Source organism: Novosphingobium rosa NBRC 15208, from assembly GCF_001598555.1.
GTDB classification, from domain to species: domain Bacteria; phylum Pseudomonadota; class Alphaproteobacteria; order Sphingomonadales; family Sphingomonadaceae; genus Novosphingobium; species Novosphingobium rosa.
This window is the reverse complement of the sequence record NZ_BCZE01000030.1, coordinates 32,300-51,101: the sequence shown is the minus strand read 5'-3', so window position 1 is coordinate 51,101 and position 18,802 is coordinate 32,300. Positions and strand designations below refer to the sequence as shown.

The following is an 18,802-nucleotide window of genomic DNA, read 5'->3' as shown; positions in this document are numbered from 1 at the left end:
GGCCTCTCACGCGTATCTGCTTGCTCCTGCCCCGCTTTTCCCTCATGACCCTTCCAAGTCCCTCCGTCACGAAGCGATCTCCGCCCCCCGCATGACTGCCTCCGCGCAATTCACCCTTGAAGATCAGGCCGATGGCGCGGCCCGTCTGGTGCTGAGCGGGCGGCTGATCGTCTCCACGCTGACCTCGGTCGAGAGCAAACTGCGCGCCGTGGATGCGGCCAGCGTGGTGGATATTTCGGGGCTTGAGGAAGTGGATACGGTGGGCGCCTGGATCGTCTACCGCCTGTCGCGCGATCTCGATGCCCCCATCGAGGGCGCGAGTCCCGAGGCCGAGCGCCTGATCGAGGCGGTGAAGGACACGCCCGACGACACCCAGACCGTCCCGCCCGAGGAGCCCCTGGCCACCAAGGTGCCCGCCGAAGTGGGCACGGCGGTGCTGGGCGGCATCAGCGGCACGCAACAGGCGCTCAGCTTTCTGGGCGCGGTGGTGCTGGCGATCTTCCGGGTGATCCGGCATCCCTCGCGCTTGCGGATGACGGCACTGGTGCGCCAGCTGCAGCTGGTGGGCGTGGATGCCCTTTTCATCATCGGCATGATGAGCTTTCTGGTCGGCATCGTGATCGCCCAGCAGGGCGCGGTGCAGCTTCAGCAGTTCGGCGCGGAAATCTACACCATCAACCTGACGGGACGGCTCGCCCTGCGCGAACTGGGCGTGCTGATGACGGCGATCATGGTCGCGGGCCGTTCGGGCAGCGCCTTTGCCGCGCAGATCGGCACCATGAAGCTGACCGAGGAGGTGGATGCCATGCGCACCATCGGCGTCGATCCGATGGAGGCGCTGGTGCTGCCGCGCGTCATCGCCTGCGTGGTGATGCTGACGTTGCTGGGCTTTTATTCCTCGGTGATCTCGATCATCGGCGGCGCGGTGCTGGGGCAGCTGGCGCTGGGCATTCCCTTCATCACCTTCCTCTCGCGCATCAAGGAGGTGGTGCCGGTGCTGGATCTGTGGGTCGGGCTGATCAAGGGCCCGGTCTTCGGCCTCATCATCGGCATGACCGGCTGCTATCAGGGCATGAAGGTGGAAGGCAATTCCGAAGAGGTTGGCCTGCGCACCACCAAGGCGGTGGTGGAGGGCATCTTCATGGTGATCGTGCTTGACGCCTTCTTTGCGGTCTTCTTCTCCAAGATCGGCTGGCTATGAGCGAGGAGACGGTTACCGCGCCGCAGCCCGATACGCACGGCGGCGATGACGCGATCATCCGCATCGAGGGGCTGGTCAACCGCTTTGGCGAGCATGCCGTGCATGACGGCCTGTCGCTCTCCATGCGGCGGGGCGAGATTCTGGGCGTGGTCGGCGGTTCGGGCACCGGCAAATCGGTGCTGATGCGTTCGATCATCGGCCTTCAGCAATTCACCGAGGGCACGGTCGAGGTGCTGGGCCAGCGCATGGGCGAGGCCTGCAATGATGAGATCGATATCCGCAGCCGCTGGGGCGTGCTGTTTCAGGGCGGCGCGCTGTTCTCCACGCTGACGGTGGCGGAAAACGTGCTGGTGCCGCTGCGTGAATTCTACCCGAAGATGTCGGAACAACTGTTCCATGAGATCGCTTGCCTCAAGGTGATGCTTTCCGGGCTCCCGGCTGAGGCGGCGGCCAAATATCCTTCCGAACTGTCGGGCGGCATGCGCAAGCGTGCCGGTCTGGCGCGCGCTCTGGCGCTCGATCCGGAACTGCTGTTTCTCGATGAGCCCACCGCCGGTCTCGATCCGATCAGCGCGGCGGGTTTCGACAATCTGATCAAGGAATTGCACGAGACGCTGGGGCTGGGGGTCTTCCTCATCACCCACGATCTCGACACGCTGCATGAGATCTGCGACCGCGTTGCGGTGCTGGCCGACAAGAAGGTCATCGCCATCGGCACGATTCCGGAACTGATGAAAAGCGATCACCCCTGGATTCAGGAATATTTCGCCGGGCCACGCGGGCGGGCAGCGCTTTCCAGCCGTGAGGCGGGAACAACGCCCAGCCGCGAACCGGGCGACGACAATCGCCCGATAGACAGCAACCCCGGCAGCAAGGCATAGGGACGAGTATGGAAACGCGCGCCAATCATGTCTGGGTCGGGGTCGTCACGCTGGCGCTGCTGGCCCTTGTGGCCGGTGCCTTCATCTGGATGGCGCATCTCTCCAAGGACAGGCAGGATGTCTATGACATCTACTTCCCGCAATCGGTGGACGGTCTGGCCAAGGGCTCGACGGTCAATTACGCGGGCGTTCCGGCGGGGATGATCTCCGAGATCGAGCTGTGGAAGCGCGATCCCTCCTATGTCCGCGTGCGCATCTCGCTGGACCACAAGATCCCCATTCTGGAGGGCACCACCGCCACGATCCAGGGCAGCTTCACCGGCGTGTCCAACATCCAGCTGGCCGGTGGCGTGAAGGGCCGCCCGCCCATCACCGAGATTGGCCCGGATGGCGTGCCGGTGATCCCCACCAAGCGTTCGGGTCTGGGCGAGCTGCTGACCAACGCCCCGCTGCTGATGGAGCGTCTGGCCACGCTGACCGAAAAGCTGGGCAACATGCTGACGGATGAGAACCAGAAGCATCTGGCCGGTATCCTCAAGAACACCGACCGGCTGACCGGCAATCTGGCCGATGCCTCGCCGCAATTGCGCCAGACGCTGACCAACCTCAACGCCACGCTGGCGGGTGCCAAGGATGCCGTTGCGGAGTTCCAGTCGGTGGCGGCCAATGCCAACAAGCAGCTGGACCCCAATGGCCCGTCGATCGTGCATCACGTGAATGACACGCTGAACGCGGCGCAGCATGCGGCGGAATCACTGCAGGCCGAGCTGGACGCCGCCCGCCCGGCCACCGCGCGCCTGTCCACCGACACGCTGCCTCAGGCCGAGGCCGCGATCCGCGATCTGCGCGCCACCACCAAGGCGCTGCGCGCCATCACCGAAAAACTCGACTCCCAGGGCGGAGCGGCTCTGCTGGCCGCGCCCAAGGTGCCGGTCTACAAGCCATGAAAGGGGTTCTGGCCATGAAGGGGCCTCAGATGAGCAAGGCGAAACTGCTGCGGTGGGCCGCGCCTCTCGCGCTGATGACTTTGGGGGCCTGCGTCAGCATTGGCGGCGGCAAGTCGCCCGCGCAGCTTTACACGCTGACCTCCAACGCCAAGGCGCCGCAGGGCACGCAGGCGGCCTTCAAGCCCGCCGACACGCTGGTGGTGGCCGAGCCGGATACCGATCGCGGTCTGGCGACGGCGCGCATGGTGGTGCAGGTCAATCCCACTGCGATCGCCTATATGAAGGACTCCTTCTGGGTGGAGCGCCCCGCGCGCCTGCTGCGCAATCTGCTGGCCGAGGATCTGCGCGCCACGGGTAAGCGCCCTGTCACGCTGGATGAGGATGGCACCGGCGCAACCCGCCTCGATGGGCGCCTGCTGGCGATGGGTTACGATGCGCACAGCCACTCGGCGGTGATCCGCTATGACGCGGTGCTGCATCACGCCAATGGCGAGGTGACGATGCACCGCTTCGAGGTGACCGAGCCCGACGTCTCGCCCAATGGCGGCGATCTGGCTCAGGCGCTGAACCGCGCGGCCAACACGCTGGCCGGGCAGGTTGCGGAGTGGATCGGCTAACTGATCCCGGCTTCCGCGCGATGCTGAAGGTCTGATCGGCGCCCGGCTTCGGTCGGGCGCCGATTGTCGTGAGAGGGCTGGGCTCAGCCCCGTGCCAGCCTGGCGAACTCCGCTGCGGCCATAAAGGCGGCGCGGCGCTTTTCCTGGCGCTGTTCGGCTTCATAATCGCTGCCCCAGAGTTCGATCTGCCAGTTTTCCTCCAGATGGGCGGCATCCCACAGGGCGGCCAGATCGGCATCCTCTTCCAGCGCCAGCAGGCCCGTCACCAGCGAGGCGGCCAGCCCCGCCAGATTGCGCAAGGCGGCCAGAGCAAAGGCATCCTTGCCCGCCAGCAGATCCTCCACCCGCGCCATGGTCTCGGCAGGCTGGGGTTTGGCGATGATGCCGGAAACGCGCTCGAAACGCAGGCCATAGCGGGCCTCGGCGTCCTTCAGGATCGGCTCCCACTCCGCCTGCTGGCGCTGCCACAGGGCCTCATCGGGATCGGCGCGGTAGCAGAGCGTATCCGTCTCGGCATAGGGCGCCAGCGCGCGCATCGCCTCGGTGGGATCGGCAGCGACCACATCCAGCGCGTAATCGGCCATATCGCGCAGCAGGAAGACGCGGGTGTCGATCTCCTCGCCTTGCCCGGCCCATTCCGCCGCCATGGCCTGCGCCAGAGCTTCGGCAGGCACCACCTGCGGGCGACCACCCACGGTCTTCACAGCGCGGCCATCGAGCCGCACGCCGAAACCGCCCTCGGTCGGCTCAACCGAGACGCTTTTGTAGAAACGCTTCAAAACTTAACCTTTCTTCCAGCGGCGCACCAGCATGCGGGGGAAGACCAGCACATCGAACACGCCGATGATGATCAGCAGCAACCCCAGCCAATGCGGCAGCGCCACCTTGTCCGCCGCGATGGCCGCGCCCACCATCGCCACCACCACGCCGCCGAAGCGCACATAGGTCAGGCGCTTGAACCGCGCCTTGGCGATCTCCTCGGGGGTGAATGTCTTGCTCAACCCAGAATATCCTTCAGCTCGGCGGGGGTCATGGCCACCGCCTCGGCCCCGGCGGCGATCAGCTCGCTGGGCGGGTGATAGCCCCAGGCCACGCCCACCGCGCGTACGCCCGCCGCGCGGGCCATGGTGATGTCATAGGTGGTGTCGCCGATCATCACGGCGTCCGCGGGCAGCGTCATGGCCTGATCCAGCGCGGCCTGCAGCATGGCGGGATGCGGCTTGGAGGGGTGATTGTCCGCCGTCTGCAGCGTGACGAAATGATCGGAGAGCGCATTGACCGCCAGGCAATGCAGCAGGCCGCGCATGCTCTTGCCAGTGGCGACGCCCAGATCCCAGCCGCCCTCGCGCAGCCCATCGAGCAGCGGGCGGATGCCGGCGAAGATCGGCTCGCTCACCCGGCCCTCGGCGCGGGCGGTGCGATAGGCTTGCTTGTAGGCCTCGACCAGCGCGGTCTGGATCTCGATGCCTTCCTCGCTGGCGAGGTGGCGCATGGTCTGCGGCAGGCTGAGCCCCACCGCGCGGCGCACCGCGCCATGGGCGGGCGGGCGCAGGCCGAGGGTGAGGAAGGCCTCATCCATCGCCGCGCAGATTTCGTGCTGGCCATCGACCAGCGTGCCGTCGCAATCGAAGACGGCCAGACGAACAGCCCCACTCATGCCAGTCCCCGCATCATTTCGGCCATGGCGCGCGCGCCGGTCTCTTCCAGACCCGCGATCACGCCCGCGCGCTGCGCCTCATTCTTGTTCTGCGAGAGCTTGAAGGTGGGGCGCCACGCGCGCACCTCCATCTCGAAGCCGACGATGGCCGAAAGCATGCGGCGGCGCAGATCGCCATCCAGCTTGTCCATTGTCCATGCCGGTTCGGGCAGGCGGGCTTCCTCGCGTGCTGACAGCGCTTCGAGCAGATCGACCAGCCCGTCCTCCTCCATGCGCCGCACCGGCCCTTCCAGCTCCAGCGACACATAGTTCCATGTCGGCACCTGAGAGGGATCATCGCCATACCAGCGCGGCGAGACATAGGCGTCTGGCCCGTTCACCACCGCCAGCGCATCCGCCCCGCCCAGATGGCGTGTGAGGGCATTGCCGCGCGCCAGATGGAACTGCACGGCCCCGTCGCCTGTCGAGCGCAGCGGCGTATGCGCCACGCGCGGGCCATCGGGCGTGGCGGCGAAGACCATGCCGAAGCCCACCTCGGCGATCAGGCGCTCCATCAGCGCGCGGTCGTCCTGCGGGGCTCCGGTCAGGCGGAAGGCGGGATTGGGATGCATCAGCGGCTCTTGGGGCCACCACGCGGAGCAGAGGGCTTGCGCGGCGCCGCAGGCTTGCCAGTGGCCGGACGCGATGCGCCGCTGCGGGGCGCGGCAGGCTTGGCGGCGGCCGCCTTGGGACCGGTAACGCCCTTGCCCTTGGCGATCTTCACCCCGCCGGGGCGGGCCTTGCCGGGCACGGGCTTGCGCGGCTTGGCATCGGTGCGGGCGCGGCCGTTTTCGGCGCGGCCCCGGCGCTCGCCCCGGCGTTCCTTGCGGTATTGCTTGGCATGCGCCTTGGCGATCGACTTTTCCTCGTCGCGCGTCAGCTCGCCCGAGGGATCGGGGATGTATTCGCCGTCATCCTCGTTGAAGCCCAGCTGGGCGAGGCTGGCCGCGAAATGCTCGGGCAGGGGGGCGGTCACATCCAGCGGGGTGCCATCCGGGTGATCGATGATGATGCGGCGGGCATGCAGATGCATCTTGCGGCTGATGCTGCCCGTCAGGAACGCGTCCTGACCGCCATATTTGCCATCGCCCACGATGGGGTGGCCGATGGCGGCCAGATGCACGCGCAGCTGGTGGGTGCGGCCCGTCAGCGGCTGCAGCTCCATCCAGCAGGCGCTGTTGCCCGCGCGGTCGATCACGCGGTAGCGGCTCTTGGAGGGCTGGCCCTGCTCGGAGTGATCGACCATCATCTTCTCGCCGCCGGTGCCCGGCTGCTTGGCGAGGGGCAGGTCGATCAGGCCTTCATCGATGCTGGGCACGCCCGTCACCAGCGCCCAATAGATCTTGGTGGCCTGACGCGAGGAAAAGCGCTTCGAGAAATAGGCCGCGCTGCCCGGCGTGGCGGCGACCAGCAGCGCGCCGCTGGTGTCCTTGTCGAGGCGATGCACGAGGCGCGGACGCGGGCCATCGGGGGCATAGGCGTCCAGCAGGCCATCGACATGCTCGAAGGTGCCGCTGCCGCCCTGCGTGGCCAGGCCCGGGGGCTTGTTGATCACGATGGCGCTGGGGTCGCGGTGCAGCACGATGCGGTCGGCCAGCTCCAGCTGCGCGTCGGTCAGCGGCTTGCGGGCCTTGGCGCCCTTGCCGGTGCCCGCGCCGGGGGCATGGGTGTCGCCCGGGGGCACGCGCAGGACCTGCCCGGTGGTCAGGCGGTCTTCGGGCGCGCTGCGCTTGCCGTCCACGCGAATCTGGCCGGTGCGGGCCCAGCGGCTGATGGTGGCGAAGCCCACCTGCGGCAGGTGGCGCTTGAACCAGCGATCCAGCCGAATGTCGTTGTCATCGGGCCCCACGGTGAATTGGCGCACGGTGTCGGCGCTCTGGTGCTGGCGGGGCTTGTTCGTATTATCGTTGCTCATGCAGGCCCCGTTAGCCTAAGGAGCGCCCGAGGAACAGCCCGCAGACGTTCGCACAAGGCGCGCGGGGTGTTGTCTCTGTGCGGGATGCGGGTTGCCGGTCGTAAAACTGTCACGCCTGGGGTGCAGAAGTGGCATTTCGCATGAAGGATTGGCTGCCAAGGCTTGCCTTCCGAGTGCGACTCTGGTAGCGGCGCCGCAATTCCGGTCGTTCCCCTCGGGAATCGGCCTGTCCGTGTGTTTTGAAATCCTTCAGGTGTTCCCCCGCTTTTTTGATCTGCGGATCGGTGGGGTTCTCGCCATGATGAGCGTGAGGTTGTTCTTTTTATGCAGATTCTCGTCCGCGATAACAATGTCGATCAAGCCCTGCGCGCGCTTAAGAAGAAGCTGCAGCGTGAAGGCGTGTATCGCGAGATGAAGCTGCGCCGTCACTTTGAGAAGCCGTCGGAAAAGCGCGCCCGCGAAAAGGCCGCTGCCGTGCGCCGCGCCCGCAAGCTGGAGCGCAAGCGCCAGGAGCGCGACGGCGTCAAGTAAGCATGGGTTGAGGGTGGGCTGCTTGCGGCCTGCCTGATCCGTGTTTTTCAAAGGCTCGTGGCTTTGCTGTGTTTCGGATTGAGTCCGAAAAGCGGTAAAGCTGGCGGGCCTTTGGCGTATCTGCGCTCCGTGGCGCACGACGCGACCGCAAAAGCGCTCCCGATTCTTTGGTGCCATAGGCTGCGCGCGGGGCTTGCTCCTGCGGGCGGCTTGAGCCATGAGGGGCGGCGAAATTTCCGGCGCTTGGGGCCCCCTGTGTCCCGCGCAACAGATCAGGATGGCACGATGACCGAGATCACCCGCGTTCCCCTCCAGCCGCTGGCCAAGGGCTCGAAGTCGAAGCTGTGGCTGGCCGCGTTTGTCGCGGTGGCGCTGGGCGGCGGCGTGGCGGCGGCGGTGCGCCCGCAGCTGGTCGATGTGCAGACGCTGCGTGCGGGTCAGGGTGGCAACCCGACTCCGGCGGACGTCATCCTCATCAACTATGTCGGCAAGCTGTCGAACGGCACGGTCTTCGATCAGGCCCAGCGCGTGCCGGCCCAGATGCAGGGCGTGATCCCCGGCTTCGCCAAGGCGCTGGCCCAGACCCAGGCGGGCGGCAAGTATCTCGTCCATATTCCCGCCAAGCTGGCCTATGGCGACCATGCGCAGGGCCCGATCCCCGCGAACAGCGACCTGACCTTCGAGATCGAGGTGCTGCAGTTCGCCAACCGCGCCGAGCTGGAAGCCCAGCAGCGCATGATGGAGCAGATGATGCGCCAGCAAATGGGCAAGGGCGCTCAGGGTGGCGCGCAGGGCGCTCCTCAAGGCGCGCCCGTCGGTCCGGACGGCGCTCCGCAGTAAGTTTTGCCGGGCTTTATCCCTCGCGCGTTGTTTGATTGAGGCGCGGTTTCCGCGCTTCGCTTGATGAGGCGCTTGCGGGATGCTAGCTCCGAGGCAGATTTGCGAAGGCCGGGTCCATGGCCCGGCCTTCTGTTTGCTGGATCATGCCGCGTGATTTGAGAATCACACAACATGATCCGGGTTTTTGTGGTCGCATCGTTTTCGCGAAAAACTGGTTCCCACGTTTTCGCCCGATGCTCTGAAGGTTTGATCTATGTCGGTTGATACCGCGACCGTGGCGAAAATCGCCTCGCTGGCCCGCATCAAGGTGACCCCGGGCGATCTGGAGGCCATGGTGCCCAAACTGAACGGCATCCTCGCCTGGGTCGAGCAATTGGGCGAGGTCGATGTCACCGGCGTCGAGCCGATGACCGCCGTTATCCCCAACACGCTGCGCCTGCGCGAAGACATCACCAATGCCGATCCGCTGACCGGCGGCGGCATTCGCGATGCGGTGCTGGCCAATGCTCCGGCTGCCGAACATGGCTTCTTCGGCGTGCCCAAGGTGATCGAATAATGACGAACTTGACCGATCTGACGCTCACCGGCATCCGCGATGGCGTGGCCGGTGGCGACTTCACCGCGACCGAGGTGGCTGGTGCGTTCAACGCTGCCGTGGCCGAGGCGCAGGAGGCTTTGAACGCCTTCATCGTGACCACGCCGGAGGCCGCTCTGGCCGCCGCCGCCAAGGTCGATGCCGACCGCGCCGCTGGCAAGCCTTTAGGCAAGCTGGCGGGCGTGCCCATCGGCATGAAGGATCTGTTCGCCACCAAGGGCGTGCAGACCACGGCGGCCTCGAAAATCCTCGAAGGCTTCAAGCCCGAGTATGAATCGACCGTCTCGCAGAAGCTGTGGGATGCGGGCGCGGGCCTGCTGGGCAAGCTGAACCTTGACCAGTTCGCGATGGGCTCGTCGAATGAGAGCAGCGCCTATGGCAAGGTAACCTCGCCCTGGCGTCGTCCGAATGACACTTCGGCTCTGGCGCCGGGTGGTTCCTCGGGCGGGTCATCGGCGGCGGTGGCGGCGCGCATCGTGCCTGCCGCGACCGGCACCGACACCGGCGGTTCGATCCGCCAGCCTGCGGCCTTCACCGGCATCAGCGGCATCAAGCCGACCTATGGCCGTTGCTCGCGCTGGGGCATCGTGGCCTTTGCCTCCTCGCTCGATCAGGCCGGGCCGATGGCGCATACGGTGCAGGATTGCGCCGTGATGCTCGAAGCCATGGCCGGTTTTGACGCCAAGGATGCCACCAGCCTCGATCTGCCGGTGCCCAATTGGGAAGCCGCGCTGTCGGGCGATCTGAAGGGCAAGAAGGTTGGTATTCCACGCGAATATCGTCTGGAAGGCCTCAATGCCGAAGTCGCCAAGAGCTGGGACGATGGCATCGCCTGGCTGAAGGATGCCGGGGCCGAGGTGGTGGACATCTCGCTGCCGCATTCGAAGTATGCACTGGCGACCTATTACATCATCGCCCCTGCCGAGGCTTCGTCGAACCTCGCGCGCTATGATGGCGTGCGTTACGGCCTGCGCGATCTGCCCGATGGCGCCAACCTTCAGGAGATGTATGCCGCCACCCGCGCCGCCGGTTTCGGTGACGAGGTCAAGCGCCGCATCCTGATCGGCACCTATGTGCTCTCGGCGGGTTTCTACGACGCCTATTACACGCAGGCGCAGAAGGTCCGCACGCTGATCGCGCGTGACTTCGAGGAAGCCTTCAAGCAGGTCGATGTGATCCTTGCGCCCACCGCGCCGACCTCGGCCTTTGCGCTGGGTGAGAAGACCAATCCGCTCGATATGTATTTGGGCGATGTGTTCTCGGTGCCGGCCTCGCTGGCTGGCCTGCCCGCGATGAGCGTGCCTGCCGGGCTGGATTCTCAGGGCCTGCCGCTGGGCCTGCAGATCATCGGGCGTCCGTTTGACGAGCAGGGCGTGCTGAACGCCGGTCTGGCGATCGAGCAGCGCGCTGGTTTCAGCGCCAAGCCGACGAAGTGGTGGTAAGATGAGCGATTATCGTATTCAGGGCGCAACGGGCGAATGGGAGGTCGTGATCGGCCTTGAGGTCCATGCGCAGGTCACCTCCAACGCCAAGCTGTTCTCCGGCTCGGCCACGGCCTTCGGCGCGGAGCCCAACAGCCAGGTCTCGCTGATCGATGCGGCCATGCCCGGCATGCTGCCCGTGCCCAATATGGAGTGCATCCGCCAGGCGGTGCGCACCGGCATCGCCATCGGCGCGCAGATCAACAAGTGGTCGCGGTTTGATCGCAAGAACTACTTCTACGCCGATTTGCCGCAGGGCTATCAGATCAGCCAGCTCTACCACCCTATCGTGGGCGAGGGCGAGATCGAGATCACGCTGGATGAAAAGAACCCCGAGACCTCGAAAAAGGTGATCGGCGTCGAGCGCATCCATGTCGAGCAGGATGCGGGCAAGCTGATGCACGATCAGCATCCCACGATGTCCTATGTCGATCTCAACCGTTCGGGTGTGGCGCTGATGGAGATCGTCAGCCGCCCCGATATGCGTTCGCCCGCCGAGGCTGGGGCCTATCTTTCCAAGCTGCGTTCGATCCTGCGCTATGTCGGCTCGTGCGATGGCAATATGGATCAGGGCTCGATGCGTGCCGACGTCAACGTGTCGGTGCGCCGTCCCGGCGATGAGTTCGGCACGCGCACCGAGACGAAGAACGTTAATTCGGTGCGCTTCGTGATGGCCGTGGTGGAAAGCGAGGCCAAGCGTCAGGTCGCCCTCATCGAGGATGGCGGCAAGGTGGTGCAGGAAACGCGCCTCTACGATCCGGACCGCAATGAAACGCGGAGCATGCGCAGCAAGGAAGACGCGCATGATTACCGCTATTTCCCCGATCCCGATCTGCTGCCGCTGGTGCTGGACGATGCTTTCGTGGAAGAGGCCCGCGCCTCGCTCCCCGAACTGCCCGATGCCAAGCGCGCGCGCTATGAAGGCGCTCTGGGCCTGACGGCCTATGCCGCTGGCGTGCTGACCGCCGAGGTCGACACCGCCCGCTGGTTCGAGGCGCTGCTGGCCGCCACCGCCACCGCGCAGAACAAGCCCGAGGGCGAGGTCGCCAAGCAGGCCTCCAACTGGCTGCTCTCGGAGTTCTTCGGGGCGCTGAACAAGCTGGGCAAGGATCTGGCCTCCAGCCCGATCACGCCGGAAGGCGCGGGCCAACTGCTGGCGCTGGTCGGGAATGGCACGATTTCGGGCTCCATCGCCAAGCAGGTGCTGGAAAAGATGCTCGAGACCGGTGACGATGCCGCCACCATCGTCGAGCGTGAGGGCCTCAAGCAGACCAGCGACACCGGCGCCATCGAGGCGGCGGTGGCCACCATCATGGCCAACAACGCCGATAAGGTGGAGCAGTACAAGGCTGGCAAGGAAGCGCTTTTCGGCTTCTTCGTGGGCCAGACGATGAAGGCGATGGCGGGCAAGGCCAACCCGCAGATCGTCAATGAACTGGTGAAGAAGGCTCTGGCCTGAACCACTTAACCGCGATAGCCTGCCTGCCGTAGCGATACGGGGGCAGGCTATGCGGGGATGGTCTTGGTGTCTTGCGATGATGACGGCTGTGCTGCCGGTTTCAGCCATGGCGCAGACCTTCGACAATGATGCCGTGATCGCCCTGCACCGCGCCGGGCTGGGCGATGGGCCGGTGATCGCCAAGATCCATGCGATGCCCTGCCATTACGACACATCGACATCCGCCATGGTCGGTCTGAAAAAGGCGGGCCTGTCCGATGGCGTGATCGTCGCCATGGTGGAAAGCTGCGCCACGCTGCGCCCGGTGGCAGAGGCCATGCCTTACCCGGAAGGCCCCGCTGTCCGCACCTCGGCCGTGCCGCAAGCAGGTCCGGCGGCAGGGGGGATGTTCGCCTCCACGCGCCCTTCTGTCGCGCCATCGCGTCAGCCTGAGGGCATCTATTGGAATGGCGGTGATGCCCATGGCCTCACCCTGTTGCGCCCCACAGGGCAGACGGCTGTGAAGATCGTGGGCAATGGCTCGGTGCTGTTTCCGCATATGGCGAAACTGATCGTGCCGCGCGCCAATGCGCAAATGGCGATCGCCGCCCCGCGTCCCACCTTTCGCTTCTATTTCAATCCGCAGGACAATCGCGTCAGCGAATTTGGCGGGGTGGGCGGCACGGCGGCGCAGTCGCCCAATGAATTCAGCCTGGTCCATTTCCGGCAGGACGGCGCCACGCGGCAGATGACCATTGGCCGGGTGGCGCCCTATGTCAGCGTCTCGGGCATCGATCCGAAAAACACGCTGCCTTTCGGCATGACCGACCTTGGCGATGGCGTGTTCAATGTGGATCTGCCCGGCGATCTGCCGCCGGGCGAATATGGTTTCGTGCTGATCGGCGAATCCCAGCGCTCCAAGCAGAGCGTCTACCGCGTCTATGATTTCACGATCACGGGGGCTGCTGCCGGGGCCCATTAACGGACCCCGGCAGGCCATCGCTTACGGCGTAACGGTGGTCACCTCCACCGGCAGGCCCACTTTCTGCAACTGGGGCTCGACCAGCTTGCGGTCGCCCACCACCACGAAGACCAGACCATCGGGCTGCAATTGCGCGCGGATGGCCGTGTTCAGCGCCGCAGCGTCGATCTGGCGATAGAGCGTCGGCAGGTGAGCGTCATAATCCTCCGGGCGGCCCAGCAGGCGGTTGCTGGTGATCGCCCCCAGCACCTGCCCATTGGTCTGGTAACGGTTGGCCAGGCCACGGATGTTGCCATCGGTGACGCGCTGCACCTCCTCGGGCGTGACCGGCTTGTCGCTGGCCAGCGCCTTCATATCGGCCACCATCGCCACAATCGAATCGCCGGTGCGGTCGGTCTGCACCGGGGCCAGCACCAGCAGGCTGCGCTGGCCCACAGGCTGGCGCACGATGGATTGCACGCCATAGGTCCAGCTCTTCTCCTCGCGCAGATCGCTGTTGAGGCGCGAGAGGAAATCGGCGCCCAGCACCTCATTGGCCAGGCCCAGCGCCTCCTGCCCCGGCTGCGTGCCCTTGAGCGGCAGCAGGCGCCCGGCCACGATCATCGACTGCGGCGAGTTAGGCCGGTCGATCAGCACGATGCGCGGGCGGGCGGGCAGGGCGGGGGCATCGATCGCCTTCACCGGCTTTGGCGTGGCCGGGGCCTTCCAGTCTCCCAGAGCCTTTTCCAGCTGGGGCTTCAGCGCCGCCATGGTGATATCGCCCACCACGGTGATGCGCGCCAGATCGGGGCGCAGCCACTGGGCTTGCGCCGCGCGCAGGCTCTGGCTGGTGAAGCCCTTGATGCTGGCCAGCGTGCCCAGCCCGTCTCCGGCATGGCCATAGGGATGGTTGGGCCCGAAGAGGATCGGGTTGAAGACATGGAAGGCCAGACCCTGCGGGCTCGCCATAGTCTGGGCCAGAGAGGCGAGGCGCTGCTGCTTCACCCGCTCCAGCTCGGCGGGGGCGAAGGCGGGGCGGCGCACCACATCGGCCAGCAGATCGAGCGAGGGCGCCAGATTGGCCGACAGCGCCGAGAGCATCACATTGCTGGTGTCCATCGCGGCACCGGCCTGCAGCTCGGCGCCCAGCCTTTCCTCTTCCTCGCGGATCTGCGTGGGGTTGCGGCTGTGGCCGCCGGTGGCGTCCTGCGCGGTGCCTTCATCCAGCATCGCCATCAGCATGCCCTGCGTGCCAGGCGCATCGAGCGCATCGCCCGAGACGCCGGCATCGAACTCCACATTGACCAGCAGCTTGGGCACGGCGGTGCGCCGCGCCAGCACCACCTCGATGCCGTTGGAGAGCTTGGCATGCTCCAGCGCGGGGAAGGTCAGGCTGCTGACCGGGGCGACAGGCGGGCTTTGACGCGGCGGAGACTGTTTCACCGGCGGCACCGGCGCCTTGGCATCGGGCTTGGGAGCGGGTTCGTTCGCGCCATCGTCCCAGCCGCCCAGCTGGTCGCCGCTCATGGTGCGCTCGCCCGGCGTGATGGCCAGCATCAGCGCGGGGCGGCCCAGCCACTTGTCGATGGCGGATTTGATCGTGGCGGGGGTCTGCGCGGCGATCTCGGCCAGTTCCTTGCGGTAATGCGCCGGATCGCCCGAATAGAGCTGCCCTTCGGCCAGCTGCGCGCCCTTGCCCGTAAAGCCGCCGACAACCTCCAGCATGCCGATCGCCTGCGACACCTCTCTGGTGGCGGCGCGCTTCACCTCATCGGCGCTGGGGCCTTCCTTCAGGAAGCTGGCGATCTGGGCGTCCAGCGCGGCCTCGGCCACCTTGCGGTCCACGCCGGGTTTCACATCCATGCTGACGGTGATGACCGAAAGCTGCTCATGCTGTTCGACATTGGCGCTGACCGAGACGGCCAGCTGCTGCCCGCGCACCAGCGCATTGTCCAGCCGCGAGGAGGCCAGCCCCCCCAGCACCGACATGCCGACATCCAGCGCAGAACTCTCCGGATCGTTCAGATTGGGCCCGGACCACACGCGCAGCAGGCGCGTGGTGGCGACCTGATCGGTCATCTCGCGACGTAGCGGGGCAGGCAGGGTGACAGGGCCTGCTGTCACCGGCTTTACGGCGGGGCCACCGGGGATATCGCCGTAATACTTCTCGACCAGCGGGCGGGCGGTGGCGACATCGATATCGCCGCTCAGCACCAGCACGGCGTTGTTGGGGGCGTAATGGTCGGTGAACCAGCCGCGCACATCGGTGAGATTGGCCGAATCGAGATCGCCCATCGAGCCGATGGTGGTGTGGCGATAGGGATGGCCGACCGGGAACAGCCCGTCGGACACGGCATACTGGACCAGGCCATAGGGCTGGTTGTCGCCCTGACGCTTCTCGTTCTCGACCACGCCGCGCTGCTTGTCGAGCTTGTCCTGCGTGACGGCGCCCAGCAGATGGCCCATGCGGTCGCTTTCCTGAAACAGGGCGAGGGGCAGGGCGCCCTTGGGCACGGTCTCGACGTAATTGGTGCGGTCGTAATAGGTCGAGCCATTGGTGGAATCCGAGCCGGCAGCCTCCAGCGGCACGTCGAAATTCGGCACATTCTCGCTGCCGCCGAAGAAGAGATGCTCATAGAGATGGGCAAAGCCGGTCTTGCCCTTGGGCTCATTCTTGGAGCCGACGCGGTAATAGGTGGTGACCCCCACGATCGGCGCCTTGCGATCGGTGTGGACGATGACGGTGAGGCCGTTCTTCAGCCGGAAGGTTTCGTAAGGAATATCCACCGCCTTCACCAGATCGGCCAGCGGCGCGGGCTCTGGTGCTGTTTGGGCCTGAGCGGGGACGCTCAAAGGCAGCAGGCAGGAGGCAAGAAGCAAGGCTTTGACAGGACGCATGAACGATCCTCTGAGACGGGCGTTAAATCCCTGAATGATCCGAAGTGTATGAGCGCAGGGTTAAAACGCCAAGCCGCCGATGGTGGGTCTTGTTATGAAAAGCGGAAATTTGATCTGCACCCTTGTGTGTTAAAACGGCAACACTATCTCTTGCGGCAACAGGAGGTTTGATCCCCATGAATCTCGAAAAGTTTACCGACCGCGCCAAGGGTTTCCTGCAAGCCAGCCAGACGCTGGCGATCCGTCTGTCTCACCAGCGCATCACCCCCGAGCATATTCTGAAAGCCCTGCTGGAAGACGATGAAGGCATGGCCGCGGGCCTGATCCAGCGTGCCGGTGGCGCCACCCCGCTTGTCACCGCCGAGGTGGATAAGGCTCTGGCCAAGATCCCCGCCGTTTCGGGCGGTGGCGCACAGCAGCCTCCGGGGCTGGACAATGACGCCGTGCGCGTGCTGGACAGCGCCGAGCAGCTTTCGGCCAAGGCGGGCGACAGCTTTGTCGCCGTGCAGCGCATTCTGCAGGCGTTGGCGATGTCCGGCGGTGCTGCCGGGCAGGCCTTGAAGCTGGCCAATGTCACCCCCGCCACGCTGGAAAAGGCCATTCAGGACCTGACCGGTGGGCGCGCGGCAGACAGCGCCGGGGCCGAAAACGCCTATGAGGCGATGAAGAAATTCGCCCGCGACCTCACGCAAGCCGCGCGCGACGGCAAGCTGGACCCGGTGATCGGGCGCGACGAGGAAATCCGCCGCACCATCCAGATTCTGGCGCGCCGCACCAAGAACAATCCGGCGCTGATCGGCGAACCCGGCGTGGGCAAGACCGCCATCGCCGAGGGGCTCGCGCTGCGCATCGCCAATGGCGACGTGCCCGATAGCCTGAAGGACCGCCGCCTGATGTCGCTCGATATGGGCGCGCTGATCGCGGGCGCCAAATATCGCGGCGAGTTCGAGGAACGCCTCAAATCCGTGCTCGACGAGGTGAAGGGCGCGGAAGGCGAAATCATCCTCTTCATCGACGAGATGCACACGCTGATCGGCGCGGGCAAAAGCGAGGGCGCCATGGATGCGGGCAATCTGCTGAAGCCCGCTCTGGCGCGCGGCGAACTGCATTGCATCGGCGCGACCACGCTGGATGAGTACCAGAAGTATGTCGAGAAGGACCCGGCCCTGCAGCGCCGTTTCCAGCCCGTCTTCGTGGGCGAGCCGACCGTGGAAGACACGATCAGCATCCTGCGCGGGCTCAAGGAGAAGTACGAGCTGCATCATGGCGTGCGCATCGCGGACAATGCCATCGTGGCCGCCGCGACGCTTTCCAACCGCTACATCGCGGACCGCTTCCTGCCGGACAAGGCCATCGATCTGATGGACGAGGCCGCCAGCCGCATCCGCATGGAGGTGGAGAGCAAGCCCGAAGAGATCGAGACGCTCGACCGCCGCATCATCCAGCTCAAGATCGAGGAAATGGCGCTCGCCAAGGAAAGCGATCAGGCGTCGAAAGACCGTCTGGCGGCCCTGCGCGAGGAGCTGGCTAATCTGGAACAGCGCAGCGTGGAACTCACCACCCGCTGGCAGAATGAGCGCGACAAGATCGCCGCCGAGGGCAAGATCAAGGAAGCTCTCGACGCCGCGCGCCTCGAGCTGGAGCAGGCCCAGCGCCAGGGCGACCTCGCCAAGGCGGGGCAGCTGACCTATGGCCGCATCCCCGAGCTGGAAAAGCAGCTGGCCGAGGCGCAGGCCACCAGCAGCAACGCCATGCTGCGCGAGGAAGTCACGGCGGACGACATCGCCGCCGTGGTCAGCCGTTGGACCGGCGTGCCCGTCGACCGCATGCTGGAAGGCGAGCGCGAGAAGCTGCTCAAGATGGAAGAGGTGATCGGTGCGCGCGTCATCGGCCAGAAGGATGCGGTCACGGCGGTTTCCAAGGCCGTGCGCCGCGCCCGCGCGGGGCTGCAGGACCCCAACCGGCCGCTGGGCAGCTTCCTCTTCCTCGGCCCCACGGGCGTCGGCAAGACCGAGCTGACCAAGGCGCTGGCCGGCTTTCTCTTCGACGATGACAACGCCATGGTCCGCATCGACATGAGCGAGTTCATGGAGAAGCACGCGGTCTCCCGCCTGATCGGCGCCCCTCCGGGCTATGTCGGTTACGACGAGGGTGGCGTGCTGACCGAGGCCGTGCGCCGCCGCCCCTATCAGGTGGTGCTGTTCGACGAGGTGGAAAAGGCCCACAGCGACGTCTTCAACGTGCTGCTGCAGGTGCTCGACGATGGCCGCCTCACCGACGGGCAGGGCCGCGTGGTGGATTTCACCAACACGCTTATCATTCTGACCAGCAACCTTGGCAGCCAGTATCTCGCCAATCTGGACGACGATCAGGATGTGTCCTCGGTCGAGCCGCAGGTGATGGATGTGGTGCGCGGGCACTTCCGCCCCGAATTCCTCAACCGTCTGGACGAGATCATCCTGTTCCACCGCCTGGGTCAGGACCATATGGCGCCCATCGTGGAGATCCAAGTGCAGCGCGTACAAAAGCTGCTGAAGGATCGCAAGATCACGCTGGATCTGACTCAAGGCGCCAAGCGCTGGCTGGGCCGGGTGGGCTATGATCCCGTGTATGGCGCTCGGCCTTTGAAGCGGGCGGTGCAGCGGTATCTTCAGGACCCGCTGGCGGAGAAGCTGCTGGGTGGCGAGGTGCCCGATGGCTCGGTCGTCCGCATCGATGATGGGGATGGGGCTTTGGTGATGGACGTCGAGTAAGGAAGATGAGTGCGAGGGGGTTACCCCCTCGCGCTCCCATAACGTCTT

General features: G+C 65.8%; 17 protein-coding genes. 11 read left to right on the top strand and 6 right to left on the bottom strand.

Features of this window, described 5'->3' with window-relative positions; genetic code table 11:
- Nucleotides 1–91 precede the first annotated feature (91 nt).
- From SR3_RS12530 to SR3_RS12515, 4 genes are read left to right on the top strand one after another with little or no spacing between them, the layout of a single operon-like run.
- On the top strand, nt 92–1,201 hold the full coding sequence (locus tag SR3_RS12530) for an MlaE family ABC transporter permease (protein ID WP_068086208.1): 1,110 nt from the start codon (nt 92–94) through the stop codon (nt 1,199–1,201).
- On the top strand, nt 1,198–2,082 hold the full coding sequence (locus tag SR3_RS12525) for an ABC transporter ATP-binding protein (protein WP_068086205.1): 885 nt from the start codon (nt 1,198–1,200) through the stop codon (nt 2,080–2,082). Before SR3_RS12530 ends, SR3_RS12525 begins: the two co-directional genes overlap by 4 nt.
- Nucleotides 2,083–2,090: 8 nt before the next feature.
- On the top strand, nt 2,091–3,029 hold the full coding sequence (locus SR3_RS12520; RefSeq protein WP_068086202.1) for an MlaD family protein: 939 nt from the start codon (nt 2,091–2,093) through the stop codon (nt 3,027–3,029).
- Between the two features lie 29 nt (nt 3,030–3,058).
- Nucleotides 3,059–3,646: an ABC-type transport auxiliary lipoprotein family protein gene (locus SR3_RS12515; protein WP_169805623.1), complete on the top strand. Its 588-nt coding sequence runs from the start codon at nt 3,059–3,061 to the stop codon at nt 3,644–3,646.
- Nucleotides 3,647–3,729: 83 nt separating this feature from the next.
- Here SR3_RS12515 and SR3_RS12510 read toward each other — a convergent pair whose 3' ends face one another.
- From SR3_RS12510 to SR3_RS12490, 5 genes are read right to left on the bottom strand one after another with little or no spacing between them, the layout of a single operon-like run.
- The gene (locus SR3_RS12510; RefSeq protein ID WP_068086197.1) at nt 3,730–4,425 is read right to left on the bottom strand and encodes an ATP12 family protein; all 696 of its coding nucleotides are present in this window, start codon (nt 4,423–4,425) and stop codon (nt 3,730–3,732) included.
- Nucleotides 4,426–4,428: 3 nt separating this feature from the next.
- Nucleotides 4,429–4,647 (bottom strand): hypothetical protein, encoded by a 219-nt coding sequence (locus tag SR3_RS12505; protein ID WP_068086194.1) that lies wholly within the window; start codon nt 4,645–4,647, stop codon nt 4,429–4,431.
- Nucleotides 4,644–5,303: an HAD-IA family hydrolase gene (locus SR3_RS12500; RefSeq protein WP_068086191.1), complete on the bottom strand. Its 660-nt coding sequence runs from the start codon at nt 5,301–5,303 to the stop codon at nt 4,644–4,646. The genes SR3_RS12505 and SR3_RS12500 overlap by 4 nt, the downstream gene beginning before the upstream one ends.
- Nucleotides 5,300–5,914 (bottom strand): FMN-binding negative transcriptional regulator, encoded by a 615-nt coding sequence (locus tag SR3_RS12495; RefSeq protein ID WP_068086189.1) that lies wholly within the window; start codon nt 5,912–5,914, stop codon nt 5,300–5,302. The genes SR3_RS12500 and SR3_RS12495 overlap by 4 nt, the downstream gene beginning before the upstream one ends.
- On the bottom strand, nt 5,914–7,257 hold the full coding sequence (locus SR3_RS12490) for an RluA family pseudouridine synthase (RefSeq protein ID WP_068086186.1): 1,344 nt from the start codon (nt 7,255–7,257) through the stop codon (nt 5,914–5,916). The genes SR3_RS12495 and SR3_RS12490 overlap by 1 nt, the downstream gene beginning before the upstream one ends.
- Before the next feature lie 324 nt (nt 7,258–7,581).
- Between SR3_RS12490 and rpsU the strand changes: the two genes are divergently transcribed.
- The 6 genes from rpsU (at nt 7,582) to SR3_RS12460 (ending at nt 13,124) form a co-directional block, all read left to right on the top strand.
- Complete coding sequence (gene rpsU / locus SR3_RS12485; RefSeq protein WP_039331685.1) at nt 7,582–7,788, top strand: 30S ribosomal protein S21; 207 nt, start codon at nt 7,582–7,584, stop codon at nt 7,786–7,788.
- Between the two features lie 285 nt (nt 7,789–8,073).
- The gene (locus SR3_RS12480) at nt 8,074–8,628 is read left to right on the top strand and encodes an FKBP-type peptidyl-prolyl cis-trans isomerase (protein ID WP_068086184.1); all 555 of its coding nucleotides are present in this window, start codon (nt 8,074–8,076) and stop codon (nt 8,626–8,628) included.
- 253 nt (nt 8,629–8,881) lie between these two features.
- A complete protein-coding gene (gene gatC, locus SR3_RS12475; protein WP_068086181.1) occupies nt 8,882–9,184 on the top strand; it encodes an Asp-tRNA(Asn)/Glu-tRNA(Gln) amidotransferase subunit GatC in 303 nt (100 codons plus the stop codon).
- Nucleotides 9,184–10,665 carry an Asp-tRNA(Asn)/Glu-tRNA(Gln) amidotransferase subunit GatA gene (gene gatA / locus SR3_RS12470; RefSeq protein ID WP_068086179.1) on the top strand — a complete coding sequence of 494 codons (1,482 nt, stop codon included), beginning with the start codon at nt 9,184–9,186 and terminating at the stop codon, nt 10,663–10,665. Before gatC ends, gatA begins: the two co-directional genes overlap by 1 nt.
- Before the next feature lies 1 nt (nt 10,666).
- The gene (gene gatB, locus SR3_RS12465) at nt 10,667–12,163 is read left to right on the top strand and encodes an Asp-tRNA(Asn)/Glu-tRNA(Gln) amidotransferase subunit GatB (protein ID WP_068086177.1); all 1,497 of its coding nucleotides are present in this window, start codon (nt 10,667–10,669) and stop codon (nt 12,161–12,163) included.
- A 76-nt stretch (nt 12,164–12,239) separates the two neighbouring features.
- Nucleotides 12,240–13,124 carry a hypothetical protein gene (locus SR3_RS12460; RefSeq protein WP_068086175.1) on the top strand — a complete coding sequence of 295 codons (885 nt, stop codon included), beginning with the start codon at nt 12,240–12,242 and terminating at the stop codon, nt 13,122–13,124.
- A 21-nt stretch (nt 13,125–13,145) separates the two neighbouring features.
- Here SR3_RS12460 and SR3_RS12455 read toward each other — a convergent pair whose 3' ends face one another.
- Nucleotides 13,146–16,001: a M16 family metallopeptidase gene (locus SR3_RS12455; protein WP_068086172.1), complete on the bottom strand. Its 2,856-nt coding sequence runs from the start codon at nt 15,999–16,001 to the stop codon at nt 13,146–13,148.
- 176 nt (nt 16,002–16,177) lie between these two features.
- Here SR3_RS12455 and clpB point away from each other — a divergent pair, with 176 nt between their 5' ends.
- A complete protein-coding gene (gene clpB, locus SR3_RS12450; RefSeq protein WP_068086169.1) occupies nt 16,178–18,754 on the top strand; it encodes an ATP-dependent chaperone ClpB in 2,577 nt (858 codons plus the stop codon).
- Nucleotides 18,755–18,802 lie beyond the last annotated feature (48 nt).

What these genes read in the sequence shown, in the direction of transcription:
- SR3_RS12530 (WP_068086208.1), top strand. Translation starts at nt 92, where the DNA reads ATGACTGCCTCCGCGCAATTCACCCTTGAAGATCAGGCCGATGGCGCG.
- SR3_RS12525 (WP_068086205.1), top strand. Translation starts at nt 1,198, where the DNA reads ATGAGCGAGGAGACGGTTACCGCGCCGCAGCCCGATACGCACGGCGGC.
- SR3_RS12520 (WP_068086202.1), top strand. Translation starts at nt 2,091, where the DNA reads ATGGAAACGCGCGCCAATCATGTCTGGGTCGGGGTCGTCACGCTGGCG.
- SR3_RS12515 (WP_169805623.1), top strand. Translation starts at nt 3,059, where the DNA reads ATGAGCAAGGCGAAACTGCTGCGGTGGGCCGCGCCTCTCGCGCTGATG.
- SR3_RS12500 (WP_068086191.1), bottom strand. Translation starts at nt 5,303, where the DNA reads ATGAGTGGGGCTGTTCGTCTGGCCGTCTTCGATTGCGACGGCACGCTG.
- SR3_RS12495 (WP_068086189.1), bottom strand. Translation starts at nt 5,914, where the DNA reads ATGCATCCCAATCCCGCCTTCCGCCTGACCGGAGCCCCGCAGGACGAC.
- SR3_RS12490 (WP_068086186.1), bottom strand. Translation starts at nt 7,257, where the DNA reads ATGAGCAACGATAATACGAACAAGCCCCGCCAGCACCAGAGCGCCGAC.
- rpsU (WP_039331685.1), top strand. Translation starts at nt 7,582, where the DNA reads ATGCAGATTCTCGTCCGCGATAACAATGTCGATCAAGCCCTGCGCGCG.
- SR3_RS12480 (WP_068086184.1), top strand. Translation starts at nt 8,074, where the DNA reads ATGACCGAGATCACCCGCGTTCCCCTCCAGCCGCTGGCCAAGGGCTCG.
- gatC (WP_068086181.1), top strand. Translation starts at nt 8,882, where the DNA reads ATGTCGGTTGATACCGCGACCGTGGCGAAAATCGCCTCGCTGGCCCGC.
- gatA (WP_068086179.1), top strand. Translation starts at nt 9,184, where the DNA reads ATGACGAACTTGACCGATCTGACGCTCACCGGCATCCGCGATGGCGTG.
- gatB (WP_068086177.1), top strand. Translation starts at nt 10,667, where the DNA reads ATGAGCGATTATCGTATTCAGGGCGCAACGGGCGAATGGGAGGTCGTG.
- SR3_RS12460 (WP_068086175.1), top strand. Translation starts at nt 12,240, where the DNA reads ATGATGACGGCTGTGCTGCCGGTTTCAGCCATGGCGCAGACCTTCGAC.
- SR3_RS12455 (WP_068086172.1), bottom strand. Translation starts at nt 16,001, where the DNA reads ATGCGTCCTGTCAAAGCCTTGCTTCTTGCCTCCTGCCTGCTGCCTTTG.
- clpB (WP_068086169.1), top strand. Translation starts at nt 16,178, where the DNA reads ATGAATCTCGAAAAGTTTACCGACCGCGCCAAGGGTTTCCTGCAAGCC.